Annotated in this window: 21 protein-coding genes and 2 pseudogenes; 19 read left to right on the plus strand and 4 right to left on the minus strand. The window is 74.5% G+C overall.

The genetic code is table 11. The annotated features are described in order from the left end of the window. Nucleotides 1–144: 144 nt before the first annotated feature. Both rpsR and rplI read left to right on the plus strand, forming a co-directional pair. Nucleotides 145–381, plus strand: a complete 237-nt coding sequence (rpsR, locus tag ACFCX4_RS12515) for a 30S ribosomal protein S18 (RefSeq protein WP_030304537.1) — start codon at nucleotides 145–147, stop codon at nucleotides 379–381. Between the two features lie 17 nt (nucleotides 382–398). Next, nucleotides 399–845 (plus strand): 50S ribosomal protein L9, encoded by a 447-nt coding sequence (gene rplI / locus ACFCX4_RS12520; protein WP_376141246.1) that lies wholly within the window; start codon nucleotides 399–401, stop codon nucleotides 843–845. A gap of 149 nt (nucleotides 846–994) precedes the next feature. Here rplI and ACFCX4_RS12525 read toward each other — a convergent pair whose 3' ends face one another. Next, nucleotides 995–2,320 carry an MATE family efflux transporter gene (locus tag ACFCX4_RS12525; protein ID WP_376141248.1) on the minus strand — a complete coding sequence of 442 codons (1,326 nt, stop codon included), beginning with the start codon at nucleotides 2,318–2,320 and terminating at the stop codon, nucleotides 995–997. Nucleotides 2,321–2,910: 590 nt separating this feature from the next. Between ACFCX4_RS12525 and dnaB the strand changes: the two genes are divergently transcribed. Continuing rightward, nucleotides 2,911–4,389 carry a replicative DNA helicase gene (gene dnaB, locus ACFCX4_RS12530; RefSeq protein ID WP_376141278.1) on the plus strand — a complete coding sequence of 493 codons (1,479 nt, stop codon included), beginning with the start codon at nucleotides 2,911–2,913 and terminating at the stop codon, nucleotides 4,387–4,389. Between the two features lie 67 nt (nucleotides 4,390–4,456). Here the strand turns inward: dnaB and manA are convergent, their stop codons facing one another. Beyond that, entirely contained in the window at nucleotides 4,457–5,653 is a 1,197-nt protein-coding gene (gene manA, locus ACFCX4_RS12535) for a mannose-6-phosphate isomerase, class I (RefSeq protein ID WP_376141250.1), read from the minus strand. 323 nt (nucleotides 5,654–5,976) lie between these two features. Here manA and ACFCX4_RS12540 point away from each other — a divergent pair, with 323 nt between their 5' ends. The 12 genes and pseudogenes from ACFCX4_RS12540 (at nucleotide 5,977) to ACFCX4_RS12595 (ending at nucleotide 18,642) form a co-directional block, all read left to right on the plus strand. Further along, nucleotides 5,977–6,738, plus strand: coding sequence for a polyprenol monophosphomannose synthase (locus ACFCX4_RS12540; RefSeq protein ID WP_376141252.1), 762 nt, complete (start codon nucleotides 5,977–5,979; stop codon nucleotides 6,736–6,738). 222 nt (nucleotides 6,739–6,960) lie between these two features. Then, a complete protein-coding gene (locus ACFCX4_RS12545) occupies nucleotides 6,961–8,022 on the plus strand; it encodes an MBL fold metallo-hydrolase (RefSeq protein ID WP_376141254.1) in 1,062 nt (353 codons plus the stop codon). Nucleotides 8,023–8,045: 23 nt separating this feature from the next. Next, nucleotides 8,046–8,615: pseudogene (locus ACFCX4_RS12550) on the plus strand (molybdenum cofactor guanylyltransferase); the annotation flags it as partial. Between the two features lie 201 nt (nucleotides 8,616–8,816). Further along, nucleotides 8,817–9,071: pseudogene (locus ACFCX4_RS12555) on the plus strand (DUF6457 domain-containing protein); the annotation flags it as partial. After that, on the plus strand, nucleotides 9,068–10,360 hold the full coding sequence (locus ACFCX4_RS12560) for a molybdopterin molybdotransferase MoeA (RefSeq protein WP_376141256.1): 1,293 nt from the start codon (nucleotides 9,068–9,070) through the stop codon (nucleotides 10,358–10,360). The pseudogene ACFCX4_RS12555 and the gene ACFCX4_RS12560, both read left to right, overlap by 4 nt. A 71-nt stretch (nucleotides 10,361–10,431) precedes the next feature. Continuing rightward, complete coding sequence (locus tag ACFCX4_RS12565) at nucleotides 10,432–11,427, plus strand: potassium channel family protein (RefSeq protein WP_376141280.1); 996 nt, start codon at nucleotides 10,432–10,434, stop codon at nucleotides 11,425–11,427. 74 nt (nucleotides 11,428–11,501) lie between these two features. Further along, nucleotides 11,502–12,065: a YbaK/EbsC family protein gene (locus ACFCX4_RS12570; protein ID WP_376141258.1), complete on the plus strand. Its 564-nt coding sequence runs from the start codon at nucleotides 11,502–11,504 to the stop codon at nucleotides 12,063–12,065. Between the two features lie 52 nt (nucleotides 12,066–12,117). Further along, nucleotides 12,118–13,095, plus strand: coding sequence for an NAD(P)H-quinone oxidoreductase (locus ACFCX4_RS12575; RefSeq protein WP_376141260.1), 978 nt, complete (start codon nucleotides 12,118–12,120; stop codon nucleotides 13,093–13,095). 170 nt (nucleotides 13,096–13,265) lie between these two features. Then, on the plus strand, nucleotides 13,266–14,228 hold the full coding sequence (locus tag ACFCX4_RS12580; protein ID WP_376141262.1) for a hypothetical protein: 963 nt from the start codon (nucleotides 13,266–13,268) through the stop codon (nucleotides 14,226–14,228). Between the two features lie 207 nt (nucleotides 14,229–14,435). Next, on the plus strand, nucleotides 14,436–14,996 hold the full coding sequence (locus ACFCX4_RS12585; RefSeq protein WP_376141282.1) for a bacterial proteasome activator family protein: 561 nt from the start codon (nucleotides 14,436–14,438) through the stop codon (nucleotides 14,994–14,996). Nucleotides 14,997–15,285: 289 nt separating this feature from the next. Beyond that, entirely contained in the window at nucleotides 15,286–16,722 is a 1,437-nt protein-coding gene (locus tag ACFCX4_RS12590; protein ID WP_376141264.1) for a protein kinase, read from the plus strand. Between the two features lie 111 nt (nucleotides 16,723–16,833). Continuing rightward, nucleotides 16,834–18,642, plus strand: coding sequence for a protein kinase (locus tag ACFCX4_RS12595; RefSeq protein ID WP_376141266.1), 1,809 nt, complete (start codon nucleotides 16,834–16,836; stop codon nucleotides 18,640–18,642). Between the two features lie 9 nt (nucleotides 18,643–18,651). On the opposite strand, the gene ACFCX4_RS12600 is transcribed toward ACFCX4_RS12595, so the two are convergent. After that, nucleotides 18,652–19,740: a phosphotransferase enzyme family protein gene (locus ACFCX4_RS12600; protein WP_376141268.1), complete on the minus strand. Its 1,089-nt coding sequence runs from the start codon at nucleotides 19,738–19,740 to the stop codon at nucleotides 18,652–18,654. Between the two features lie 62 nt (nucleotides 19,741–19,802). Beyond that, complete coding sequence (locus ACFCX4_RS12605) at nucleotides 19,803–20,465, minus strand: response regulator (protein ID WP_376141270.1); 663 nt, start codon at nucleotides 20,463–20,465, stop codon at nucleotides 19,803–19,805. Between the two features lie 380 nt (nucleotides 20,466–20,845). Between ACFCX4_RS12605 and pdhA the strand changes: the two genes are divergently transcribed. From pdhA to ACFCX4_RS12625, 4 genes are all read left to right on the plus strand, one after another. Then, the gene (gene pdhA, locus ACFCX4_RS12610) at nucleotides 20,846–22,000 is read left to right on the plus strand and encodes a pyruvate dehydrogenase (acetyl-transferring) E1 component subunit alpha (protein ID WP_376141271.1); all 1,155 of its coding nucleotides are present in this window, start codon (nucleotides 20,846–20,848) and stop codon (nucleotides 21,998–22,000) included. Next, complete coding sequence (locus ACFCX4_RS12615) at nucleotides 22,000–22,974, plus strand: alpha-ketoacid dehydrogenase subunit beta (RefSeq protein ID WP_376141273.1); 975 nt, start codon at nucleotides 22,000–22,002, stop codon at nucleotides 22,972–22,974. Before pdhA ends, ACFCX4_RS12615 begins: the two co-directional genes overlap by 1 nt. A gap of 15 nt (nucleotides 22,975–22,989) precedes the next feature. After that, nucleotides 22,990–24,444: a dihydrolipoamide acetyltransferase family protein gene (locus ACFCX4_RS12620; RefSeq protein ID WP_376141275.1), complete on the plus strand. Its 1,455-nt coding sequence runs from the start codon at nucleotides 22,990–22,992 to the stop codon at nucleotides 24,442–24,444. A 274-nt stretch (nucleotides 24,445–24,718) separates the two neighbouring features. Continuing rightward, on the plus strand, nucleotides 24,719–25,879 hold the full coding sequence (locus ACFCX4_RS12625) for an alkaline phosphatase PhoX (RefSeq protein ID WP_376141277.1): 1,161 nt from the start codon (nucleotides 24,719–24,721) through the stop codon (nucleotides 25,877–25,879). Nucleotides 25,880–25,924 lie beyond the last annotated feature (45 nt).

Genomic DNA, 25,924 nt, shown 5'->3' on the forward strand with positions numbered 1-25,924 from the left:
TCCGGGGGGGGGGGGGTGGGGGGGGGCCGGGGGGGGGGGGGGCTTCCGTGACCCCCCCCTTTTTTAGTGTTCCCTGTTGGCGGGCGGGGGGGGGGGGGGCGCCCCCCCCCCCCCCCCCGGCCGTGAACCCCAATGGAGCACACAATGGCGAAGCCGCCTGCTCGCAAGCCGAAGAAGAAGGTTTGCGTCTTCTGCAAGGACAAGGTCAACTACGTTGACTACAAGGACACGAACCTGCTGCGGAAGTTCATCTCCGACCGCGGCAAGATCCGTGCCCGCCGGGTCACCGGCAACTGCACCCAGCACCAGCGCGACGTCGCCACGGCCGTGAAGAACAGCCGTGAGATGGCGCTGCTGCCCTACACCAGCACCGCGCGCTAAGAGAGGGTGACCGAACAATGAAGATCATCCTCACCCACGAGGTGCCGGGCCTGGGCTCGGCCGGCGAGGTCGTCGAGGTCAAGGACGGCTACGCCCGCAACTACCTGGTTCCGCGTGGCTACGCCATCCGCTGGACCAAGGGCGGCCAGAAGGACGTCGACGCCATCCGTCGCGCCCGCAAGATCCACGAGATCCAGACGCTTGAGGCCGCCAACGAGGTCAAGGGCAAGCTGGAGGGCGTCCAGGTCAAGCTGGCCGTCCGCTCGGGCGACGCCGGCCGTCTGTTCGGCTCGGTGACCCAGGCCGACGTCGTCGAGGCCATCAAGGCCGCCGGCGGCCCGGCGGTCGACAAGCGCGCCGTCGCCATCGCCTCCCCGATCAAGACCGTGGGCACCCACAAGGTCTCGGTCAAGCTGCACTCGGACGTCCAGGCCAACCTGGACATCGCCGTCGTCGGCGCCTGAGCGACGACACCGCGGTAGCAGTGGCCGCAGGGCCGGTCTCCCCCTCGGGGGAGGCCGGCCCTCGGTGTTTCCCGGGTCGGGTCGGCCCGGTCGGCCCCGTCCGCGGGCCCGCCCGGGGTGCCGCTCGGTGCGGTCCGGCTCCGGCCGGCTCAGCCCCGCACGGCGCCGGTGACCAGCCACTTGCCGCCGCGGGCCCGCCGGGCCAGGAGGCCGCCGCGGACCAGCATGAAGAGGTTCATCGCCCACCAGAGCCCGGCGAGCCCGGTGCCGCTGGCCGGGACCGCGAGCGCGGCGGGCGCGAACACCGCCAGGGTGCCGAGCATCGCCCAGGCCAGGAACGGACCGTCCCCGGCGCCCATCAGCACGCCGTCCAGGACGTACACCAGGCCGGAGACCGGCTGGCAGAGCGCGAGCAGCAGCAGGACGGTGTTCAACTGCTGCTGCACCGCCGGGTCCGGGGTGAACAGCGGCACGTAGAGCGGCCGGGCGACCACCACCAGCAGGCCCAGCACCACCCCGGCGCCGACGCCCCACTCGATCATCCGCCGGGTGGCGGCGCGGGCACCCGGGACGTCCTCGGCGCCCAGGTAGCGGCCGATGATGGCCTGGCCGGCGATCGCGATGGCGTCCAGGGCGAAGGCGATGAACAGGAAGACCGTCATGGCGATCTGGTGCGCGGCGATCTCGTCGTCGCCCAGCCCGGCGGCCACCGCGGTGGCGATCATCAGGATGGCGCGCAGGCTCAGGGTGCGGACCATCAGCGGTCCGCCGGCCCGCGCGCTCGCCCGGATCCCGGCCGCGTCCGGCCGCAGCGAGGCGCTCTCCCGGCGGGCGCCGCGCACCACCACGAACACGTACACGGCGGCCATGCCGGTCTGCGCGATCACCGTGCCCCAGGCCGAGCCGGCCACCCCGAGGCCGGCGCCGTACACCAGGCCGACGTTCAGCCCGAGGTTGGCGGCGAACCCGGCGACGGCCACGTACAGCGGCGTCCGGGTGTCCTGGAGGCCCCTCAGCACCCCGGTGGCGGCCATCACCAGGAGGATCGCCGGGATGCCGAGCGCGCTGATCCGCAGATAGGTGACGGCGTACGGCAGGGCCGTCGGGGAGGCGCCGAGCGCCCCGGCCACCTGCGGTGCGAGCAGCACGGTCAGTGCCACGACCCCGGCGGAGAGCGCCAGGGCCAGCCAGATGCCGTCGATGCCCTGCTGGATCGCGGCCCGGCGGTCCCCGGCGCCGATCCGGCGGGCGACCGCGGCGGTGGTGGCGTAGGCGAGGAAGACGAAGACCCCGGTGGCGGTGGTGAGCGCGGCCGAGGCGACGCCGACGCCGGCCAGTTGGGCGGTGCCGAGGTGGCCCACGATCGCGGAGTCGGCCATCAGGAAGAGCGGCTCGGCGACCAGGGCGCCGAAGGCCGGGACGGCGAGGGCGAGGATCTCCCGGTCGTGACGGCGGCGGTCGGTGGTGAGGGTCATGGGAACCAGGCTACTCATCCACAGGTAATGGACGCCAGACTATTTCACCACTTACTCGCATGGGTGAGCGACCGGGTCGTCCGGGTGTGTGTCCACCGCCACCCGGCTGTGTGTGAAGAATTTCTCATGCACAGCCCCGACAGGGGGGAATCGCAGGTCAGCGCGTTGACGGTGGATCGATGGTCTGGTTATCCACAGGGGTTTCCACAGGGGCGTCCACAGGTTTGCGGCACTTCTCCACAGTCGGGGGCCACTCGTCCACACCCCCTGTGGATAACCGTCTTGGCTGAAGGCCTCCCGGCGCCTTAGCGTGGGCCCTCCGTCCGACACTCCCACCCGCTCCGGCGTCCGATTTGTCGGTGCGGTGGCGTAGAAATGCGGTGGCGCGGAGTCGGGTTCCGCTCCGCCCCAGCCACCGGCAAGGCCCGCTCCAACTCGCACCACTCGCTGATCGGGGAACACGCGTGACCGGCCCCCAGTACGACGACCACGACGCCCCGCCGCCGCCGGAGGACGACTGGCAGGGTGCCGACGACCCCTTCCCGGCCGGCTTCGCCGACGCCCCCTTCCCGGACGGTCCCGGTGACCGGCTGCCGGTCTCCCGCGGCCGCGGCAACGGCCAGGGACAGGGCGGCGGCTTCCAGAAGGGCGGCAAGGGCGGCCCGGGCGGCTCCGGCGGCTTCCAGCGGGACGGCGGCAAGCGCCGCCAGGGCGGCGAGGACGAGCGCGCGGAGGGCGGCCTGGACTTCGAGCGCGTCCCCCCGCAGGACCTCGCGGCCGAGCAGTCCGTCCTCGGCGGCATGCTGCTCTCCAAGGACGCCATCGCCGACGTGGTCGAGGTGCTCAAGCCGGCCGACTACTACCGGCCCGCGCACGAGCTGATCCACGGCGCGATCCTCGACCTGTACGCGCGCGGTGAGCCGGCCGACCCGATCACCGTGGCCGGCGAGCTGACCAAGCGCGGCGAGCTCCAGCGGGTCGGCGGCCCCGGCTACCTGCACACCCTGGTCAACTCCGTCCCGACCGCCGCCAACGCCGAGTACTACGCGGAGATCGTGCACGAGCGCGCGGTGCTGCGCCGGCTGGTCGAGGCGGGCACCCGGATCGCCGGCATGGGCTACGCGGCCGAGGGCGACGTCGACGAGATCGTCAACGCGGCCCAGGCGGAGATCTACGCCGTCACCGAGCAGCGCACCAACGAGGACTACGCCCCGCTCGCCGACATCATGGAGGGCGCCCTCGACGAGATCGAGTCGATCGGCTCCCGCAACGGCCAGATGTCCGGCGTCCCCACCGGCTTCGCGGACTTCGACGCGCTCACCAACGGCCTGCACCCCGGCCAGATGATCGTCATCGCGGCCCGCCCCGCGATGGGAAAGTCCACCCTGGCACTGGACTTCGCCCGGGCCTGCTCGATCCACCACAAGCTGCCGAGCGTGATCTTCTCGCTCGAAATGGGCCGCAACGAGATCGCCATGCGCCTGCTCTCCGCCGAGGCCCGGGTGGCGCTGCACCACATGCGCTCCGGCTCGATGACGGACGACGACTGGACCAGGGTGGCCCGCCGGATGCCCGACGTCAGCGAGGCGCCGCTGTTCATCGACGACTCCCCGAACCTGTCGATGATGGAGATCCGCGCCAAGTGCCGGCGGCTCAAGCAGCGCAACGACATCAAACTGGTCGTCATCGACTACCTCCAGCTGATGCAGTCCGGCGGCTCCCGCCGGGCCGAGAACCGCCAGCAGGAGGTCTCGGACATGTCGCGAAACCTCAAGCTGCTGGCCAAGGAGCTGGAAGTGCCGGTGATCGCGCTCTCCCAGCTGAACCGTGGTCCCGAGCAGCGCACCGACAAGCGCCCGATGGTCTCCGACCTGCGTGAGTCCGGCTCGATCGAGCAGGACGCCGACATGGTCATCCTGCTGCACCGCGAGGACGCCTACGAGAAGGAGTCCCCGCGCGCGGGCGAGGCCGACCTCATCGTCGCCAAGCACCGAAACGGTCCGACCGCCACCATCACGGTGGCCTTCCAGGGCCACTACTCGCGCTTCGTCGACATGACCCGCGACTAGGGCTCGTCGACGGCCGTGGGCCCGTCCCCCCGGAGCGGGGGACGGGCCCACGGCCGTACGGCGGGTGTCAGAGCGTGACGGTCGCGCGGAAGACGGTGGCGCTGCCGTCCAGCCGGGTCGTGGTGCCGGTGGCGGGGACGAAGGCGGACTCGCCGCAGGCCAGTTCCAGCGCCGCGCCGTCCGCCGAGGTCAGCCGCACGGTGCCGGCGGTGCAGAGCAGGATCTGCGGCGCGTCGCAGCCGACCGTCCGCTCCCGGCCGTCCAGGACGAACCGGGAGAGCCGGAACTCGTCGATCGGCACGGGGTACAGCTCCTCGCCGGGGGTGTCCCCGACCGGGACCGGCAGCAGCGGCTCCGGCGAGCAGGCGGCGAACTCGACCACCCTGAGCAGCTCCGGCACGTCGATGTGCTTGGGGGTGAGCCCGGCCCGCAGGACGTTGTCCGAGTTGGCCTGGAGCTCCACGCAGACGCCGTGCAGGTACGCGTGCGGGACGCCGGCGCCCAGGTAGAGCGCCTCTCCCGCGCGCAGCCGGACGTGGTTGAGCAGCAGCCCGGCGATCAGTCCGACGTCCCCGGGGAAGTCCCGGGCGATCCGGGTGTAGGGCGCGTACGGGCCCGCCGGGTCCTCGGCGGCGGCCTTGTCGACCGCCTCGGCGGTGTCCCGGACCAGTTCCGCCGCGGCCGGCCCGGTCATGCTGAGGACGCCGGCCAGCGCCCGGCTGAGCGCCTCGGACTCGTCGCCGGTCCGCAGCAGGGCGATCACCGGCTCCAGCGCCGGCACCCCGAGCCCGGCCAGCAGCTCCGCCGCCCCGTCCGGCCGGCGGAAGCCGCAGAGGCCGTCGAAGTCGCCGAGCGCGCAGATCAGTTCCGGCTTGTGGTTGGCGTCCCGGTAGTTCCGGTGCGGGGCGTCCAGCGGGATCCCCAGGGCGTTCTCGGCGGCGTACCCGGCCCGGGCCTGGTCGAGCGAGGGGTGGGCCTGGATGGAGATCGGGATGCCCGGGGCGAGGATCTTGAGCAGGAAGGGCAGGGTGGGGCCGAACCGGGCCACCGAGGCGGCGCCCAGCTCGCGCCGCGGGTCGGCGGCGATCAGCTCGTCCAGCGGACGCGGCCCCTCGCCCCGGTCGGCCCGGGAGGGGTCGCCGGGGTGGGCGCCCATCCACAGCTCGGCCTGCGGTTCGCCGGTCGGCTCCTGTCCGAGCAGCTCGGGGAGCGCGGTCACCGATCCCCAGGCGTACGGGCGGACGGTGTTGACGAGCTTGTCCATGGGCGCGGTCCTGCTCCTTGCTGCAGTGGCTGGTGGGCCTCGCCGCCGTGCGGCGGCCGCGGGCGGGGCGGACGGTTCGGGCGTCCGGGCAAACGCCGGGCATCGACCCTAGCCGACCGGCCCCTCCGCAGGGGAAACGGCGGACGGCGGCCGGGAGTGCCTCGGGGGGAAGGGCGGTCATGGACGCGGTAGTAGGATGCCAGGACCCAGTGTGATTTCCACGGTGTCGTCCGGGTCGGCGGGGTGCCGGCCGGGACAGTGTCTTCCGATGAGTGCGGGCAAAGGTGACCGGCATGTCCCGCCACCGGCCGAGAGGTTAGTACGTGACCGTCAACCAGCAGGGTTTCGCCGATCTCGGCCGGGTGCTGGTGATCATCCCCACCTACAACGAGGCGGAGAACGTCGAGCTCATCGTCGGCCGGGTGCGCGACGCCGTCCCCGAGGTGCACGTCCTCGTCGCCGACGACAACAGCCCCGACGGCACCGGTGAGCTGGCCGACAAGCTGGCCGCCGCCGACCCCCAGGTGCACGTCATGCACCGGAAGGGCAAGGAGGGGCTGGGCGCCGCCTACCTGGCGGGCTTCCGCTGGGGCATCGACGAGGGCTACGACGTGCTCGTCGAGATGGACGCCGACGGCTCCCACCGGCCCGAGGAGCTCGGCCGGCTGCTCACCGCGCTGCGCGGCGCCGACCTGGTGCTGGGCTCGCGCTGGGTGCCCGGCGGCCGGGTGGTGAACTGGCCGAAGTCCCGGCTGCTGCTCTCCCGCGGCGGCTCGACCTACTCGCGGCTGATGCTCGGCGTGCCGATCCGGGACGTCACCGGCGGCTACCGGGCGTTCCGCAAGGAGACCCTGCTCGGCCTCGGCATGGACCAGGTCGCTTCCGCCGGGTACTGCTTCCAGGTCGACCTGGCCTGGCGCACGGTCAAGGCCGGCTTCAAGGTCGCCGAGGTGCCGATCACCTTCGTCGAGCGGGAGCTGGGCGCGTCCAAGATGAGCCGGCACATCGTGGTCGAGGCGCTCTGGCGGGTCACCTCCTGGGGCGTCGCCGACCGGTTCGCCAGGCTGACCGGCCGCAGGGGCTGACCCCCGCGCGGGAGAGTCACCACCCGGACACGTGACCGGGAAGGCGCGCCCCCTCGGGCGCGCCTTCCGCGTTTCGGGCGCGCGGTGCTCCCATGCTGTAGGGCGCGGGCGACCGCCGCCGTACACGCGTACGCACCCGTGCCCGCGGGCGCCCGGGCCCGTGCGCACCACCGACGCCGAGCCGGACCGAGACCGGGACCGCCGAACCAGAGGGAGCAGCCAGTGACGTCGTCCCCGTCCGAGGAGAACGCCGAGCCGGTCCCGCTCGACGGAGCGGCCCCGGCGGACCCGGCACCCGCCGCCGAGGCGCCGGTCCGGCCGCTGGAGGTCGCCGTCTTCACCGGCCCCGAGTCGGCGTTCTTCGCCACCTCCACGCTCATCCTCGGTGAGCACACCGCGATCCTGGTCGACGCCCAGCTCACCCGCAGCGCCGGCCGGGAGCTGGCCGAGTGGGTGGCGGGCAAGGGCCGCCGGCTGCTCGCCATCGTGATCACCCACCAGCACCCGGACCACTACTTCGGCGCCGAGGAGGTGCTGCGGCTCTTCCCCGAGGCGCAGCTGCTGGCCGCGCCGCCGGTGGTGGACGGCATCCTGCGCACCGCCGCGGCCAAGGTCGCCCAGTGGAAGCCGGTGTACGGCGACGACATCCCGGACCACCCGCTCGTCCCGGCCCCGCTGCTGCCCCAGCCGCTGATGATCGACCGGCAGGTGATCCCGGTCCTGCTGCTCGGCCAGGGCGACTGCGGGGGTTCCACCGTGGTGCACGTGCCGAGCATCCGCACGGTGGTCGCGGGTGACTTCGTCTACAACGGCACCCACGTCTGGACCGCCGACACCACGCCCGCGCAGCGCACCGAGTGGAACCGCAACCTCGGCCGGATCGCCGGGCTCGGCGCGGAGCGGGTGATCGCCGGGCACCGGGCGCCGGACCAGGGCGACGACGCGGCCCGGGTGCTGGCGTTCACCGGGGAGTACCTGCAGGACTTCGACCGGCTGCTGGCCGGGCACCCGGACGACCCGGAGGCGCTGGTCGCGGCGGTGAACGAGCGGTACGGGGAGCTGACCCTGCCGGTGGTGCTGGAGCTGAGCGCCGCCGCCAACACCGCGGCCCGTGCCGGTGCGGAGCCCGACGGCGCGGTCGGCGGGGACGGCGAGGACGGCGGTACCGGGACGGCCGCGGCCGGGACGGGGGAGGCGGCCGACCCGGCGGACACCGCCGGCGCCCGCGCCGCCGACGGGCCGGCGCCCGGGGCCCCCGACGAGGACGGCGGCGACACCGCCTGAGCCGCCCGGCGGATACTGGCGGCATGACGCCGTACGACGTGATCGTCCCGGCCGGGGGAGCCGCCCGGAGGCTCGGCGGTGCGGACAAGCCCGGCCTGGCCGTCGGTGGGACGACCCTGCTGGACCGGGTGCTGGCCGCCTGCGCCGGGGCCCGGACCGCCGTGGTGGTCGGCCCGGCCAGGCCCACCGCCCGGCCCGGGGTCCGGTGGACCCGCGAGCGCCCGCCGGGCGGCGGACCGGTGGCCGCCGTCGCCGCCGGTCTCGCCGAGGTGACCGCCGATCTGGTGCTGCTGTTCGCCGCGGACCTGCCGTTCCTCGACGGCCGCACCGTCGGCCGGCTGGTCGCCGCCCTCGACGGAGCAGGGCCGGACACCGCGGCGGCCGTCCTGGTCGACGCCGCCGGCCGGGACCAGCCGCTCGCCGCCGCCTACCGCACCGCCGCCCTGCGCGCCGCGCTGGCCGGGGCCGGCGACCCCGCCGGCCTCCCGCTGCGCCGGCTGACCGGTGCCCTGCCCACCCTCCGGCTGGCCGACACCGACGACGTCACCCACGACTGCGACACCTGGGAGGCGCTGGAGCAGGCCCGCGAACGGGACGGCGGCCGGCGCGGCTGAGCCCGCCTCGGCACCCGGCCGGACCTGCGGGGCCCGGCCCGGCAGCGGCGCCGGGCGGCGGAACCGGTCCGGCCCCGTCGGCGCCGGTACCCGGACGTGAGCGAAACGACGCGCGGCGCTCACCGGGTAAACATCCCGGGGAAACCGCCGATCAGGCAGCATGTTCGCATGGAGCGCACGCTGGATGACTGGATCACCGAGGTCCGGGCCGAGCTGGAGATCGACCTCGACGTCGATGTCCGCGGCCTGCTCGACCTGGCCCGGGTGGTCGCCCACGGGGTGGACCGGCCCGCGGCCCCGCTGACCGCCTTCCTGATCGGGTACGCGGCCGCGCAGCGCGGCGGCGGCCCGGAGGCGGTCGCCGAGGCGTCCCGGCGGACGGCCGCGCTCGCCGAGCGCTGGGCGGCCGGGGCCGGCGGCCCGGGGCGGCCGTGAGCGCGCCGGAGGACCTCGCCGTGCTCGACCACCCGCCGGCCCCGGCCCGTCCGACGGCCTGGGCGACCGCCCGGGAGACCGCCCGCCGGGCCGGTCGCCCCGTGTCGGCGCCGCTGCGCCTGCCGCTGAACGACGCGCTCGGCCGCACCCTCGCCGAGCCGCTCACCGCGCTCACCGACCTGCCCGCCTTCACCACCTCGGCGATGGACGGCTGGGCGGTGGCCGGTCCCGGTCCCTGGCGGGTGACCGGCCGGCTCCTCGCCGGGCGCCCCGCCGAGGGGCCGCTGCCCGACGGCGCCGCCGTGGAGATCGCCACCGGCGCCCAGCTGCCGCCCGGTGCCACCGCGGTGCTCCGACGGGAGCACGGCGAGGCCGAGGAGTCCGGCATGGCCGCCGGCGCCGTCGGCCCCGCCGGTTCCGCGGGGGCCGGGCGGCCCGCCGGCACCGGTGCGCCGCGCGGGCCGCTGCTGCGCGAGCTCGTGCCCGGCACGCTGACCACCGGTCAGGACGTCCGGCCGCGCGGCCAGGAGTGCCGCCGGGGCGAGGAGCTGCTCCCGGCCGGCACCCCGGTCGGTCCCGCGGTGCTCGGTCTGGCCGCCGCCTGCGGCCACGACCGGCTGGCCGTGCGCCGCCGCCCGGTGGCCGAACTGCTCGTGCTCGGGGACGAACTGCTCGGCTCCGGGCTGCCCCGGCCGGGCCTGGTCCGGGACGCGCTGGGCCCGCTGCTGCCGCCGTGGCTGCGCGCTGCCGGGGCCGACACCGGCGAACCGCGCGCCGTCCGCGACGACTTCGGGCTGCTCCGGGACGCCCTGCGGAACTCGACCGCCGACGTGGTGATCACCACCGGCGGGACGGCGGCCGGTCCGGTGGACTTCCTGCACCGGGCGCTCGCCGAGGCCGGCGCCCGGCTGCTGGTGGACGGGGTCGCCGTCCGCCCCGGCCACCCGATGCTGCTGGCCGAACTCCCCGGCGGGCGCCACCTGGTGGGCCTGCCCGGCAATCCGCTGGCCGCGGTCGCCGCGACGGTCACGCTCGCCCTGCCGCTCCTGCACGCGCTGGCCGGCCGGGGCGCGGTCGACCCCGTCCTGGCGACCGCGGCCGACGCGCTGCCCGGCCACCCCGCCGACACCCGGCTGCTGCCGGTCCGGCGTACCGCCCGCGGAGTGGTCCAACTCCCCCACGACGGACCGGCGATGCTGCGCGGACTGGCCCGGGCCGAGGCGCTCGCCGTGGTGCCCCCGGGCGGCGCGGCGGCCGGTACCGAGATCGAACTGCTGGAGGCACCGTGAGTGTCCGACGTGTCCGCGAGCGGCTGACCGGTCCGCCCGCGCCCGGCTCCGAGCCGTGGGCCGACGCCGGGATCGTGCTGCCCGCCCGGCCCAGTGCCCCGGCGGTCCGGCAGGTCGGCTCCCGGCTGCTGCTGGCGCTGGGCGTGCTGGTCGCCACCACGCTGGTGGTCTGGCTGGACCGGGACGGCTACAACGACAACGCCGGCGGCGGCCTGAGCTTCCTGGACTCGGCGTACTACGCCACGGTGACGCTCTCCACGACGGGGTACGGCGACATCACCCCGTTCAGCGACAGCGCCCGGCTCACCAACATCCTCGTGATCACTCCGCTGCGGGTGCTGTTCCTGATCATCCTGGTCGGCACCACCCTCGAAGTGCTCACCGAACGCACCCGTCAGCAGTGGCGGTTGAACCGCTGGAGGTCCACCGTGCGCGAGCACACCGTCGTGATCGGCTACGGCACCAAGGGCCGCAGCGCGGTCGACACGCTGCTCGGACAGGGGGTGCGCAAGGAGGAGATCGTGGTGGTCGACCCGCAGCGCAAGGTGGTCGACCAGGCCGCCCAGCACGGTCTGGTGGGCGTGGTCGGGGACGCCACCCGGACCGACACCCTGCTGCGCGCCGGGCTGCCCACCGCGGCCAGGGTGGTGGTGGCGCCGGAGCGGGACGACACCGCGGCGCTGATCACCCTGACCGCCCGCCAGCTCACCCGCGCGGCGACCATCGTCGCGGCGGTGCGGGAGGACGAGAACGCCCCGCTGCTGCGGCAGAGCGGCGCCGACGTGGTGGTCACCAGCTCCAGCTCGGCCGGGCGGCTGCTCGGCATGTCGATGCTCAGCCCGCACGCCGGCGGGGTGATGGAGGACCTGCTCACCTACGGCAACGGCCTGGACGTGGTCGAGCGCCCGGTCACCCGGGCCGAGGCCGGGCACAACCCCCGCGAGCTCGACGACCTGGTGGTGGCCGTGGTCCGCGGCCGCCGGGTGATCAACTACACCGAGCCGGAGGCCCGGACCCTGCAGATCACCGACCGGGTGATCGTCATCAAGTCGGCGGCCGGCGCGTAGCGGCCCGGTGCGCGGCGGCGGCCGGTGCCCGGCCGGGCGGGGAGCCGGCCGGGCGGGGCGTAGGGTCGGGTGTCATGACCGTTCAACCGCAGCTCCCGTTCGGTGCGTTCGACTTCGCGGCCCCCGCCCTGGAGGTGACCGGGCGGCTGGCCGCACCGGTGGCCGAGGCGCTGGAGAACTGGGAGGACCGGGAGGCCGCCCGGTCCGTCCTGTACGTCGAGACCGACCCGGAGAAGGCCGACACCGCCGTCTTCTGCGAGACCTACGGGGTGCCGCTGGAGGCCTCGGCGAACTGCGTGGTGGTCGCCGCCAAGCGGGGCGGGGAGACCACCCTGGCCGCCTGCCTGGCCCTGGCGACCACCCGGGTCGACGTCAACAAGGCGGTCCGCAAGCACCTGGAGGCCCGCAAGGCGTCCTTCGCGCCGATGGACGCAGCGGTCGGGGCGACCGGCATGGAGTACGGCGGCATCACCCCGGTCGGGCTGCCGGCCGGCTGGCCGCTGCTGGTCGACGAGGCGGTCGCGGCGGCGCCGTTCGTCCTGGTGGGCAGCGGCCGGCGGCGGGGCAAGCTGATCCTGCCGGGCCGGACGGCGGCCGCGCTGCCCGGTGCCGTGCTGCTCCCCGGACTGGCCGGCTGACCGCGCGGGTCGGCCTCCCGCCGGGCCGCCCGGGCGCAGTAGCGTCGGCTCCATGCATGCGATGACGATTCCTGAACCCGGCGGGCCCGAGGCGCTGGTCTGGGCCGAGGTGCCCGATCCGGTGCCCGGGGAGGGCGAGGTCCTGGTCGAGGTGGCCGCCACCGCGGTCAACCGCGCCGACCTGCTCCAGCGGCAGGGCTTCTACGCGCCGCCGCCCGGCAGTTCGCCCTACCCCGGTCTGGAGTGCGCGGGCCGGATCACCGCGCTCGGCCCCGGGGTGGCCGGCTGGGCGGTCGGCGACGAGGTCTGCGCGCTGCTGGTCGGCGGCGGCTACGCGCAGCGGGTCGCGGTGCCGGTCGGCCAGCTGCTCCCGGTGCCGAAGGGGCTGACCCCCGAACAGGCCGCCGCGCTGCCCGAGGTCGCCTGCACGGTGTGGTCCAACGTCTTCCTCACCGCGCACCTGCGGCCCGGCGAGACCCTGCTGGTGCACGGCGGCGCCAGCGGCATCGGGACGATGGCGATCCAGCTGGCCAAGGCGGTCGGTGCCCGGGTGGCGGTGACCGCGGGCGGTCCGGAGAAGCTGGCCCGCTGCGCCGAGCTGGGCGCGGACGTGCTGATCGACTACCGGGAGCAGGACTTCACCGAGGTGGTCCGGGAGGCCACCGGCGGCGCGGGCGCGGACGTGATCCTGGACATCATGGGCGCCAAGTACCTGCAGCGGAACGTGGACGCGCTGGCCGTCAACGGGCGGCTGGTGATCATCGGGCTGCAGGGCGGGGTGAACGGCGAGCTGAACCTCAACACCCTGCTGCGCAAGCGCGCCGCGGTGATCGCGACCAACCTGCGGGGCCGGCCGCTGGCCGAGAAGGCGGCGATCGTGGCGGCGGTGCGCGAGCACGTCTGGCCGCTGCTGGAATCCGGGGTGGTGAAGCCGGTGGTCGACCGGGTGCTGCCGCTGGCGGAGGCCGCCGAGGCGCACCGGGTCCTGGAGGCCGGGACACAGGTCGGCAAGGTGGTGCTGCGGGCCTGAGCCCGGGCGGTGCGGCGGGGTGCGGGGCCGGGCGGGACCGGCAGGGCCGGTGCCCCGCCGGTCCCGGGCATCCGACATGCCCGGAATGCCGGACTGTGTGAGGCTGGACGGGAGCTGTCCCGCCGCCGACCCCGCCCAGCGCGGTCGGCCGTCGCGGAAGGACCTCGACCGTGCCCGCACCTTTCTCCGCGTTCCTCGGGCCGCTGCCCGCAGCACCACAGCCGTTCCCCGGTCCGCGCGCCGGTCTGCGGGCCCGCCGTGCCGAGCGCCGCGGGCGGCGGCTGCTGGTGCTGGCGGTGCTCGGTCTCGCCGTGCCCCTGGTGACGGGACCGGTGGCCGTGGCCGTGCCGGGCGGCCGGACCGCGGCCACCGTGCCGGCCGCCACCCCGGGGCCCACCGCGCCGGTGACCCCGGCCGCGCCGACCACGCCGGCCGTTCCGTCCGCGCCTTCGGTACCTGAGCCGTCCCCCTCCGTGCCGGCCTCCTTCTCCCCGCAGGCCTCGCCGTCGTCCGGGCCGTCCGGGCCGTCCGGCTCCGCGGAGCCCGAGCCGGCGCCCGAGTCCGAGTCCGGGGCGGCGCCGTCCGCCGCGGGGGCCGCCCCCTCCGGCGCCGCCGTCCCGTCCGGTGAGGCGGCCCGGCCCGGGACGGCCGCCGGCTCCGCCGCCGCGTCCGCGGTGCTGCCGGCCGGGCGCCCCGGCCGGCAGCAGGCCGGGTGGGTGCGCCCCGGCGTCTCCCGGACCGAGTGGGAGCTGCGCCGCCAGCGGCACCACCCCGGGTCGGCGCCCGAGCGCACCGGGTCGGTCGGAGAACAGGCGCCGGAGCAGAGCCCGGACCTTGCCGCCGGACAGGCCGCGGAGCAGGCACCCGAGCCGCCGGACGGCGCCGGGGCGGGCGGCGCGTCCGGTGCCGCGGACGGTCCGGCGACCCCCTGGAGCCCCGCCGGGTCCGCGGACGCCTCCGACAGCGCCGCGCTGGCGCTCGGCAGCCCCGGTGCGCAGGCCGTCGCGGTCGGCCCGGCCGTGCTGCCGACCCGCTGGGACGACGTCTCCACCCGCCAGTTCCCGCTCGGCGCCGGTCTGGGTCTGATCGGCTGCGGCCTGGGTCTGATCGGTCTGCGGCTGCGGCGCGGCTGACCCGCCGCCCCGGCCGCGCGGCGCGCCCCGCGAACCCGGCGAACTGAGTATCCGTACGGATACCCGGGGCCCCGCCGGGCGCGTAGCGTCGTGCCCGTGGCGGGCGGGCCGGGTGACCGGGGGCCTCCACCCGACCAACCCCGGTGAGGGAGAATGTGATTCATGACGAATCCGATGAACGAGCGCTCGCCGCAGGATTTCCTGGCCATGGGCGGGCAGTCGCAGGACGGCCAGAAGGTGCTGATCGTCGGACCCGACGGGATGCCGGTGGGCCCCGGCACCGCGGGCCTGCCGGGCGACGACGAGGGCGACGGCCCGCGTGAGCTGCCGGTGACCGAGATGGTCGAGCAGCCCGCCAAGGTGATGCGGATCGGCAGCATGATCAAGCAGCTGCTGGAGGAGGTCCGGGCGGCTCCCCTGGACGAGGCCAGCCGGGCCCGGCTGAAGGACATCCACGCCAGCTCGATCAAGGAGCTGGAGCTCGGACTGGCCCCGGAGCTGGTCGCCGAGCTGGAGCGGCTCTCGCTGCCGTTCACCGAGGACTCCATCCCGACCGAGGCCGAGCTGCGGATCGCCCAGGCCCAGCTGGTGGGCTGGCTGGAGGGCCTGTTCCACGGCATCCAGACCGCGCTGTTCGCGCAGCAGATGGCGGCCCGCGCGCAGCTGGAGCAGATGCGCCGGGCGCTGCCGCCCGGTCTGCACGGCGGCGAGCCGGAGGGCGACGAGCCGGGCGAGGGCCGCGGCATCCGCTCCGGCCCGTACCTGTAGGCAGTACCCGTACCGCCACGGTCCCGACGGGGCCGCACGACACCGGGCCCGACGGGGCGGCCCGGTGCCGGACGCACGGCCGGCCGCCGCCGGGTTCCGACCAGGACACAGTGTCGGCCCTGGACCGGTCGGCGTCGTCGCGAGCCGATACCCTGGGCCCCTGTCGCGGCCCGGGCGAGCGCCGCGACAGGGGTCGGGCGGGCCGGCGGGCCGGACCCGAACACAGCACGGACGAGACCGAATGTCACGGTCGCGGCGGTACGGCCGCACCGAGGGGGAGCAGAGGACCATGAGCGAGCACGGCAACGCGGCGGTCGAGGGCTACTCCCTGGGCAACGGGCGGTACGTGCTGCAGCGGGTGCTGGGCGAGGGCGGCATGGCCTCGGTCCACCTCGCCCACGACAGCGTGCTGGACCGGTCGGTGGCGCTGAAGAGCATGCACGCCGAGCTGGGCCGCGACGCCTCGTTCAAGGAGCGGTTCCGCCGCGAGGCCCAGGCCGTGGCCAAGCTGGAGCACGGCAACATCGTCCGCGTCTACGACAGCGGCGAGGACATCGCGCCCGACGGCTCCAGCACGCCGTACATCGTGATGGAGCTGATCGACGGCAAGGGCCTGCGCGACGCGATCAACGAGGCGGTCGCCCAGCACGGTGCGATGCCGGTCGAGGAGGCCCTGCGGGTCACCGTCGGCGTGCTGAACGCGCTGGAGGCCTCGCACGACCGCGGTCTGGTGCACCGGGACATCAAGCCCGGCAACGTCATGTTCGACCGCAAGGGCGTCGTCAAGGTCATGGACTTCGGCATCGCCCGCGCGCTGGAGACCGGGGTCACCTCGATGACCCAGACCGGCATGGTGGTCGGCACCCCGCAGTACCTCTCGCCCGAGCAGGCGCTGGGCAAGCCGGTGGACGCCCGCTCCGACCTCTACTCGGTCGGCGTGATGCTCTTCGAGATGATCACCGGGCAGCTGGTCTTCGACGGCGACTCGGCGTTCTCGATCGCCTACAAGCACGTCCAGGAGGAGCCGCCGGCGCCCTCCGCCCTCAACCAGCGGCTCACCCCGGCGGTCGACGAGTTCGTCGCCACGGCGCTGCGCAAGGACCCGGCGCACCGCTTCCCGAGCGCCGCGGCGATGCGCGACGAGGCCGAGCGGCTGATAGCGGCGGCCAAGGGCGGCGGCAGCCCGCTGGCGGCCAGCAACCCGCTGGTGATCACCGACGGGCCGCGTTCGGTGCACGCCGCGCCGCAGGCCCCGCAGACGCCGCAGCCGCAGTTCCTCCACCAGCCGGCCGCGCAGCCGCAGTACCGGACCCCGCCGCCGCCGGCCTTCCAGGCCCCGCAGACGCCGCAGCCGCAGTTCCTGCACCAGCCGGCGCCGCAGCCCCAGGCGTACCAGACCCCGCCGCCGGCCTTCCCGGCCCCGCACACCCCCCAGCCGCAGTTCCTCCACCAGCAGGGCGCGCAGCAGGCGCACACCCCGCCGCCGCACCCGATGCCGGCGCCGCCGTTCCAGCCGGCCCCGGCGTCCAACAGCGGCGGCTGCTCGACCGCCCTGGTGATCATCGGCATCATCGTCGGCGTGATCGTGCTGGCCGTCATCATCATCGCGATCGTGGTCAACCGGGCCGAGCGGGACGCGAAGTCGAGCGGCAGCACGCGGGTCTCGGGCACCGTCGCGACGGTGCTCCGGCTGGACGGTCCGGCCGACCGGAATGGCCTGCTCTGACGCGTTCCGTCCGGATCGCGCGTGCTACAGGGGTCGGCCGGAGGCGGTAGCGTTCGGGCATTACGAGCGACAGGGCACCGCGATCCGAGCGAAGGCCCGGGGCGAGGAGCGATGGCACAGACGCAGCAGCCGGACGACGACGGGGCCTGGGCGACCGGTCCGGCCGGCGGTGCCCCGAGGCCGCCAGAGCCCGGCAGCGACGCCGCCACCACCGCACTCCCGCCGTACGGCGGCCCGCAGACGCCCGGCCGGGGCACCGCGGCCCCGCTGGGCACCGTCGGGGACGGCCGCTACCGGCTGACCCACCGGCTCGGCCGGGGCGGCATGGCCGAGGTGCTCGCCGCCCAGGACGTCCGGCTCGGCCGGACCGTCGCGGTGAAGCTGCTCCGCGGCGAACTGGCGCAGGACGAGATCGCCCGGCTGCGCTTCACCAGGGAGGCGCACGCCGTCGCGGCGCTCAACCACCACGCGATCGTCTCGGTGTACGACACCGGCGAGGAGTACGTCGGCGAGGAGTCGACGCCGTACATCGTGATGGAGCTGGTCGAGGGCCGCACCGTCCGCGAACTGCTGGTGGACGAGGCGGCGCCGCCGGTCGACCAGGCGCTGATCATCATCGCCGGGGTGCTTGAGGCGCTCTCCTACAGCCACCGGCACGGCATCGTGCACCGTGACATCAAGCCCGCGAACGTGATCATCACGAACAGCGGCGCGGTCAAGGTGATGGACTTCGGCATCGCCCGGGCGCTCACCGGCACGGCCTCGACGATGACCCAGACCGGCATGGTCATGGGTACCCCGCAGTACCTCTCGCCCGAGCAGGCGCTGGGCAAGCCGGTCGACCACCGCTCCGACCTGTACGCGGCCGGCTGCATGCTCTACGAACTGCTGGCGCTGCGCCCGCCCTTCACCGGGGACACCCCGCTGTCGGTGGTCTACCAGCACGTGCAGGACCAGCCGGTGCCGCCCTCGCAGGCGAACCCGCGGGTGCCGGCCGGGCTGGACCACCTGGTGCTGCGCTCGCTCGCCAAGAACCCGGACGACCGCTTCCAGGACGCCGACGAGTTCCGCGCCCACATCGAGCACGCGTTGCGCGAGCTGACCGGCGGCACCGGGGGCTGGGCCGTCGGCGCCGCTGCCGGGGCGGGCCACGGCGGAGCGCTGCCGGCGGTCGGCACGGACGAGACCGCGGTGCTCGGGGCGGGTCTCCCGGGCGACCCGACATCGGTGCTGCCGTACCAGGTGCCGGGCGGACCGCACACCCCGGCCTCGCCCTACCCGGCGGCCGGCGGGCCGTACGGGGGCGACTCCGGCGACGGGCACGGCGCCGACGGGTCCGGCCACGGCGGGGGCCGCCGGCGCGGGCCCTGGCGCCTGGTGGCCGGCATCGTGGCGGTGATCGTCGCGGCCGGCACCGGCATCGGCCTGGCGCTCAGCGGGAACGACGACGAGGACCCGGGCGGCAAGCCCGGGGGCAGCACGCCGTCCGCCGGCGTGGTGTCGACGGCTCCGGAGACCGCCCCGCCGAGCTCCGGACCGACCGCGACCACCGGCCAGACCGGCCAGAACTCGCGGCGGCCCCAGCAGCCGACCGACACCGGCAACAACAACAACGGCGGTGGCGGCAACCAGAACCAGCAGCCGAGCCAGTCGACGGGCAAGCACCCGCAGAGCCCGACCTCGACGCCGACCATGACCGGCACCCGGCCGGCGACGCCGACGCCGAGCGCGACCGGGTCGGCCACCACCCAGCCGAGCACGAGCCCGACCACGGGGACGGGCGGGACGACGGCGCCGACCACCCCGGCCGCGACCAACCCGCCGCCCGGCGGCGGTGCCACGACCCCGGCGGCGGGCGGCGGCGCCACGACGAAGCCGCCGGTGGTGCCGACCATCCCGCCGCCGGTGACGAACGGCTGATCCGCCGGGTCAGTTGGCGAAGGCGTCCAGGACCTGCTCGTACTCCTCGCACCACCACGCCAGCTGGCCCGCGGAGGCGGGGTAGAGCGGGTCGGCCCGGTGGTCGGCCCGCTGGTAGCGCCACTGGAGCATCCAGAAGTCGTTCAGCCGCTCCCACCAGACCCGGTGGGCAGCGGCCGCCAGGTGTTCGGCGGTGGCCGCCCCGGTGGCCCGGTAGGACTGCGACCAGTGCCGGACCCGGACGAGGTCCAGCACCCCGGTGGCGCGGTCGTTGAAGACCAGGGTGGCCGCGCGGACGGCCTCCTCGGCGCGCGGCTGCGGTCCGAGCTTGTCCCAGTCCAGGACGGCCGTGATCCGGTCGCCGTGGTGCAGCAGGTTCAGCCCGTGGAAGTCGCCGTGGGTCCAGCCGGTGGGCGGGGCGGCCTGCGGCGCGGGCCGGCGGTGGGCATGCTCGGTGAGCAGCTCCAGCCGTTCGCCCAGCCGGCGGTCGACCAGGACGTCCAGCTCGCCGTGCGGCTCGTGCTCGCGGGCCCGGCGGCGGAGGTCACGGGCGAGCGCGGCACTGTCCAGTGGGTCGGCGCTGCGGTAGCCGTCGGGTTGTGCGACGGGGGCGCAGACGTCGTCGAGGGCGCCGTGCAGGCGGCCGAGCAGCGCACCCAGCTCGGCGCACTGCGACAGCGGCAGTTCGGTGCCGTGCCGGTGCCGGCCCTCCACCCAGGGGAAGAGCGCGAACAGCCGGCCGCCGAACGCGGCGATCGTGCCGGTCCGCTCGGCGAGGGGCAGCGGGGGTGCGACGGGAAGGCCCAGGGCGGCCAGCCCGCTCATCGCACGGTGGTGGGCGGCGACCGCTTCGCGGCCGGCGGTCGCGGCGTCGATGTAGCACTTCAGGAAGTAGGTGCCGGCCTCGGCGGTCACCCGGTAGCCGCGGTTCAGCAGGCCTTCGGCGACGGGTTCGGCGGTGAGCAGGCGGCCCACCCGGTAGCGGCGCAGGACCTCGGCGAGCGCGGCATGGGGGACGGGTGGGCTGAGGGTTCCTATCGGCGGAGCGGTGAGGTCGGGACGGGCTGGTGCACAGGCGAGGGTCTGGCTGAAAGTCACAGCCAGAGGTTAGGACCTCTCGGCGGGGGTCCTTGACAGTTCGTCAGTTGTGTGCATCCGGGCTATCCGTGCTGGTGGTCCGCCTGGTGGCGGGCGACGAACGCGGCCGCCTGGGTCCGGCGCTCCATCCCCATCTTCGCGAGCAGACTGGAGACGTAGTTCTTCACCGTCTTTTCGGCGAGGTGCAGTTCATTGCCGATCTGACGATTTGTCATTCCTTCGCCGATCAAGTCCAGAATGCGGCGCTCCTGCTTGGTCAGCTGGGCGAGCCGTTCGTCCTCCTTCCCGCCGCCGTCGCGCAGCCTGGCGAGCACCCGGCTGGTGGCGACCGGGTCGAGCAGCGACCGGCCGGCCGCGACGTCCCGGACGGCGGTGATCAGGTCGGTTCCGCGGATCGCCTTCAGCACGTAGCCGGAGGCCCCGGCCATGATCGAGTCGAACAACGCCTCGTCGTCGGAGAACGAGGTCAGCATCAGGCACTTGATCTCCGGCAGCCGGGAGCGGATCTCCCGGCAGACCTCGACGCCGTTGCCGTCCGGCAGCCGGACGTCCAGGACCGCGACGTCGGGGTGCACGGCCGGGATCCGGGTCAGTGCCTCGGCCGCGGTGCCGGCCTCGCCGACCACCTCGATGTCGTCCTCGACGGAGAGGAGTTCGTGCACGCCCCTGCGGACCACCTCGTGGTCGTCGAGGAGGAATACCCTGATTTGTCCCTTGTCGCTCACGCGCAAAGCCTCCCATATCACCCTACGAAAGACCTCCCGCCCGCACCGGGCCGGGGTCGCGATCCGGCCAGACCGGTCGAAACCGATGCCGGTAACCCCCTTACGCGAGAGCCTCCGCCCGGATAACGTGCGCTGGTGTCCTGAAGGCGACCGAATTGAGAGCTGCGCCACACGCGCTCTTGTGGAGCCCGAACAAGTAGGACGTCCTAGCGCAGACGCGTCGAGGGCGGACGCTGGGTAACGTTCTCGTGAGGGACGCCGTCGGAAAAGGATCACCACCTGCCCCGCAGATGGGAGCGCACACCCACGCGCGCCCCGCGAGGCGGTGACCGGACCGGTCACCGGCGACCCCGGGCGGCCGGACAGACCGAGGAGTGAACGTGACCGTCAAAAGCACGGCGAGGGCTCGCAAGAAGGCGGCCCCCGGCGTTCCGGACACCCGCCGCACCACGGGCAAGGACGCCAAGGCGGAGCTCGTCCAGCTGCTCACCCCGGAAGGCGAGCGGGTCGAGCACCCGGACTTCCCGCTGACGGTGGAGCCGGAGGAGCTGCGGGCCCTCTACCGTGACCTGGTGCTGGTGCGCCGGTTCGACGCGGAGGCCACCTCCCTGCAGCGCCAGGGCGAGCTGGGCCTGTGGGCCTCGCTGCTCGGCCAGGAGGCGGCCCAGGTCGGCTCCGGCCGCGCGCTGCGGCCCGGCGACTACGCCTTCCCCACCTACCGCGAGCACGGTGTCGCCTGGTGCCGCGACGTCGACCCGCTGAACCTGCTCGGCATGTTCCGCGGCGTGAACCACGGCGGCTGGGACCCGAACGAGAAGAACTTCCACCTGTACACCATCGTGATCGGCGCGCAGACCCTGCACGCCACCGGTTACGCGATGGGCATCACCAAGGACGGCGCCGACGACGCGGTGATCGCGTACTTCGGCGACGGCGCGTCCAGCCAGGGCGACGTCAACGAGGCCTTCACCTTCGCCTCGGTCTACAACGCGCCGGTGGTCTTCTTCTGCCAGAACAACCAGTGGGCGATCTCCGAGCCCACCACCACCCAGACCACCATCCCGCTGTACCGCCGCGCGTCCGGCTTCGGCTTCCCGGGCGTCCGGGTCGACGGCAACGACGTGCTGGCCTGCCTCGCGGTGACCCGCTGGGCGCTGGAGCACGCGCGCAGCGGCAACGGCCCGGTGCTGGTCGAGGCGTTCACCTACCGGATGGGCGCGCACACCACCTCCGACGACCCGACCCGCTACCGGCCGGCCGAGGAGACCGAGGCCTGGAAGGCCAAGGACCCGATCACCCGGCTCCGCGCCCTGCTGGAGAAGGAGGGCCTCGCGGACGAGGAGTTCTTCGCCTCGGTCGAGGCCGAGAGCGAGCGGCTCGGGCTGCGGGTGCGCGAGGGCGTGCGCGGCATGCCGGACCCGGACCCCACCCTGATCTTCGACCACGTCTACGCGGAGCCGCACGCGCTGGTCGATGAGGAACGGGCCGGGTACGTCGAGTACGCGGCCTCCTTCGAGGCGGGGGAGAACCTCTGATGGCCGGTCAGCTCAGCATCGCCAAGGCGCTCAACAGCGCGCTGCGCAAGTCGCTGGAGAACGACCCGAAGACCGTCCTGATGGGCGAGGACATCGGCAAGCTCGGCGGCGTCTTCCGGATCACCGACGGCCTGCAGAAGGACTTCGGCGAGGGCCGGGTGATCGACACCCCGCTCGCCGAGTCCGGCATCGTCGGCACCGCGATCGGCCTCGCGCTGCGCGGCTACCGCCCGGTCGTGGAGATCCAGTTCGACGGCTTCGTCTACCCGGCCTTCGACCAGATCGTCTCCCAGCTGGCCAAGATGCACGCCCGCGCGCTCGGGCACGTCAAGATGCCGGTCACCGTCCGGATCCCCTACGCGGGCGGCATCGGCGCGGTCGAGCACCACAGCGAGTCGCACGAGGCCTACTTCGCGCACACCGCCGGCCTGCGGGTGGTCTCGCCGTCCAGCGCGCACGACGCGCACTGGATGCTGCGCCAGGCCATCGAGTCGGACGACCCGGTGATCTTCCTGGAGCCCAAGCGCCGCTACTGGGACAAGGGCGAGGTCGGGGACGCGGCCGACCTGGGCCTGCACGACGCGCGGATCGTCCGCCCCGGGACCGATGCCACGCTGATCGCCTACGGGCCGATGGTCAAGGTCTGCCTGGAGGCCGCCGCGGCCGCCGAGGAGGACGGCCGCCGGCTGGAGGTCGTCGACCTCCGCTCGCTGACCCCGGTGGACTTCGCCGCCCTGGAGGAGTCGGTGAAGCGGACCGGCCGGGCCGTCGTGGTGCACGAGGCGCCGGTGTTCCTGGGCATGGGCGCCGAGCTGGCCGCCCGGATCACCGAGCGGTGCTTCTACCACCTGGAGGCACCGGTGCTGCGGGTCGGCGGCTACTACGCGCCGTACCCGCCGTCCCGGGTCGAGGAGGCCTTCCTCCCCGACCTGGACCGCGTGCTCGACGCCGTCGACCGCGCGTTCGCGTACTGATTACGGGGAGCGAAGATGACCACCGAAGTTCGCTCGCTCCGCGAGTTCAAGATGCCCGACGTGGGCGAGGGCCTCACCGAGGCCGAGATCCTCAGCTGGTACGTCAAGCCCGGTGACACCGTCACCGACGGGCAGGTCGTCTGCGAGGTCGAGACCGCCAAGGCCGCCGTGGAGCTGCCGATCCCGTTCACCGGGGTCGTCGAGCAGCTGTTCTTCCCGGAGGGCGCGACGGTCGACGTCGGCACCGTGATCATCTCGGTCGCGGTGGCCGGTGCGGCGGGAGCACCCGCTCCGGCGGCTCCGGCCGCCGCTCCGGCACCGGCGGCCGTTGCTGCGGAGGCCGCCGAGCCCGAGCGGCGCGAGGTGCTGGTCGGCTACGGTCCGCGGACCGGCGGCAGCCAGCGCCGGGCGCGCCGCACCACGGCCGCCGTTCCGGCGCCCGCCGTGGCTCCGGCGCCCGTCGCGGTCCAGACCGCGGCCGCGGTTCCGGTTCCGGTCGTGGCGGTCCCCGTCGCGGTTCCGGCACCGGCCGAGGCCGTCGCGGTGACCGGTGACCGGCCGCTGGCCAAGCCGCCGGTGCGCAAGCTGGCCAAGGACCTGGGGATCGACCTGAGGGCCGTCACCCCGTCCGGCCCGGACGGCGTGATCACCCGCGACGACCTGCACGCCCACGCCGCGGCCGCAGTCGCCCCGGCGCCGGCCGCCGCCCCGGTCGGGGCCGAGGCCGTCGAGCCGGCCGTCGCCGCGCCCGCGGTGGAGCCCGGCACGGGCGACGTCCGGGTGCCGATCAAGGGCGTCCGCAAGGCGACCGCGCAGGCGATGGTGGCCTCGGCCTTCACCGCCCCGCACGTCACCGAGTTCGTGCAGGTCGACGTCACCCGGACGATGAAGTTCGTCCGCCGCCTCAAGGAGAGCGGCGAGCTGGGCCGGGACGTCCGGGTCAGCCCGCTGCTGCTGGTCGCCAAGGCGCTGCTCACGGCGATCAGGCGCAACCCCGGGATCAACGCCCAGTGGGACGAGGCGGCCCAGGAGATCGTCATCAAGGGCCGGGTGAACCTCGGCATCGCCGCGGCCACCCCGCGCGGCCTGATCGTCCCCAACATCAAGGACGCGGGCTCGAAGACCCTCTCCGGTCTGGCGGTCTCGCTCGGCGAGCTGATCGACACCGCCCGCCAGGGCCGGACCGCGCCCGGTGACATGCAGGGCGGCACGGTCACGATCACCAACGTCGGCGTCTTCGGCGTCGACAGCGGCACCCCGATCCTCAACCCCGGGGAGGCGGCCATCCTCGCCTTCGGGGCGGTCCGGGAGCTGCCGTGGGTGCACAAGGGCAAGGTCGTCCCGCGCCAGGTCACCACGCTGGCCCTGTCCTTCGACCACCGGCTGGTCGACGGCGAGCTGGGCTCCAGGGTGCTGGCCGACATCGCGGGCATCCTGGAGCACCCGAAGCGGCTGATCACCTGGGGCTGATCCCGGGCGGTCCGCGTCACGCGCACCGGGGCCCGTCCCGCCGGCCCGTCCGGCGGGGCGGGCCCCGCCGTGTTCCCGGCTCCCGGTGGCACCCACAACCGGTGACGCTGTGTGTTCACACGATCGGTGAACGGTGAACGGCTCTGTTCCCGGGGGACGGGCGACCCGTTCACCGTTCGTTGCCGGTACGGCCACCCCGGCTCCCTAGCCTTCGGGCGCGCGTCCCCGTCGTCCGACCGGACGGCGGGCCATACGCTTCCCCCCGGGAGTCAGCATGGAACGACGTACCTTCCTGCGCGGCGCCGTCGCCGGCGCTTCGGCCGCGGCCTTCGTCGGCACCCTGACCCACGGCGCCGCCTACGCGGCCCCGGCACAGAACGGGCCCGGCCCGTACGGGGCGCTCGGCGCCGCCGACGCCAACGGCGTCCAGCTCCCCGCCGGCTTCACCAGCCGGGTCGTCGCCCGGTCGGGCCAGGTGGTCCCCGGTACCTCGTACACCTGGCACAGCGCACCCGACGGCGGCGCCTGTTTCGCCGACGGGACGGGCTGGATCTACGTCTCCAACTCGGAGATCAACCCCTCCGGCGGTACGAGCGCGCTCCGCTTCAACTCCTCGGGCACGGTCAACGGGGCGTACCGGATCCTCTCCGGCACCCGGCAGAACTGCGCCGGCGGCGCCACCCCGTGGAACACCTGGCTGTCCTGCGAGGAGGTCGGCCTCGGCTACGTCTACGAGACCGACCCGTTCGGCGTGAACGCCGCCGTCCGCCGTGACGCGCTGGGCAGGTTCAAGCACGAGGCCGCCGCCGCGGACCCGGTCCGCCGGGCGATCTACCTGACCGAGGACGAGACCGACGGCTGCTTCTACCGGTTCCTGCCCACCACCTGGGGCAACCTGTCGGCCGGCACCCTCCAGGTCCTCAAGGCCGGCACCGCCACCTCCGGCACCTTCACCTGGGCCACCGTTCCCGACCCCGACGGCTCCCCGGCCACCACCCGCAGCCAGGTCTCCGGCGCGAAGCGGTTCAACGGCGGCGAGGGCTGCCACTACGCCAACGACACGGTCTGGTTCACCACCAAGGGCGACAACCGGGTCTGGCAGGTCGACCTGGCCGCCGGCACCTACGAGCTGGCCTACGACGACTCGCTGGTCAGCCCCGGAACCGCGCCGCTGACCGGGGTCGACAACGTCACCGGCTCCACCTTCGGGGACCTGTACGTCGCCGAGGACGGCGGCAACATGGAGATCTGCGTCATCACCCCGGACGACGTCGTCGCGCCGTTCCTGCGGATCACCGGCCAGTCCTCCTCGGAGATCACCGGCCCGGCGTTCTCCCCCGACGGCAGCCGCCTCTACTTCTCCAGCCAGCGCGGGACCACCGGCAGCTCCTCCGGCGGCATCACCTACGAGGTCACCGGCCCGTTCCGCCGCTGACCGGCGGGAGGGGACACGGGAAGGGGCCCTGCCTCCGCACCGCCG

This window comes from Kitasatospora sp. NPDC056327 (assembly GCF_042261735.1).
In the GTDB taxonomy this organism is placed as follows: domain Bacteria; phylum Actinomycetota; class Actinomycetes; order Streptomycetales; family Streptomycetaceae; genus Kitasatospora.

Excerpts from the sequence above, each read along its gene's own strand:
- ACFCX4_RS12585 (WP_376141282.1), top strand. The coding sequence starts at position 14,436 with ATGGGCGGGCAGTCGCAGGACGGCCAGAAGGTGCTGATCGTCGGACCC.
- ACFCX4_RS12595 (WP_376141266.1), top strand. The coding sequence starts at position 16,834 with ATGGCACAGACGCAGCAGCCGGACGACGACGGGGCCTGGGCGACCGGT.
- ACFCX4_RS12590 (WP_376141264.1), top strand. The coding sequence starts at position 15,286 with ATGAGCGAGCACGGCAACGCGGCGGTCGAGGGCTACTCCCTGGGCAAC.
- ACFCX4_RS12615 (WP_376141273.1), top strand. The coding sequence starts at position 22,000 with ATGGCCGGTCAGCTCAGCATCGCCAAGGCGCTCAACAGCGCGCTGCGC.
- ACFCX4_RS12620 (WP_376141275.1), top strand. The coding sequence starts at position 22,990 with ATGACCACCGAAGTTCGCTCGCTCCGCGAGTTCAAGATGCCCGACGTG.
- rplI (WP_376141246.1), top strand. The coding sequence starts at position 399 with ATGAAGATCATCCTCACCCACGAGGTGCCGGGCCTGGGCTCGGCCGGC.
- rpsR (WP_030304537.1), top strand. The coding sequence starts at position 145 with ATGGCGAAGCCGCCTGCTCGCAAGCCGAAGAAGAAGGTTTGCGTCTTC.
- ACFCX4_RS12570 (WP_376141258.1), top strand. The coding sequence starts at position 11,502 with ATGACCGTTCAACCGCAGCTCCCGTTCGGTGCGTTCGACTTCGCGGCC.
- manA (WP_376141250.1), bottom strand. The coding sequence starts at position 5,653 with ATGGACAAGCTCGTCAACACCGTCCGCCCGTACGCCTGGGGATCGGTG.
- ACFCX4_RS12525 (WP_376141248.1), bottom strand. The coding sequence starts at position 2,320 with ATGACCCTCACCACCGACCGCCGCCGTCACGACCGGGAGATCCTCGCC.
- ACFCX4_RS12575 (WP_376141260.1), top strand. The coding sequence starts at position 12,118 with ATGCATGCGATGACGATTCCTGAACCCGGCGGGCCCGAGGCGCTGGTC.
- ACFCX4_RS12625 (WP_376141277.1), top strand. The coding sequence starts at position 24,719 with ATGGAACGACGTACCTTCCTGCGCGGCGCCGTCGCCGGCGCTTCGGCC.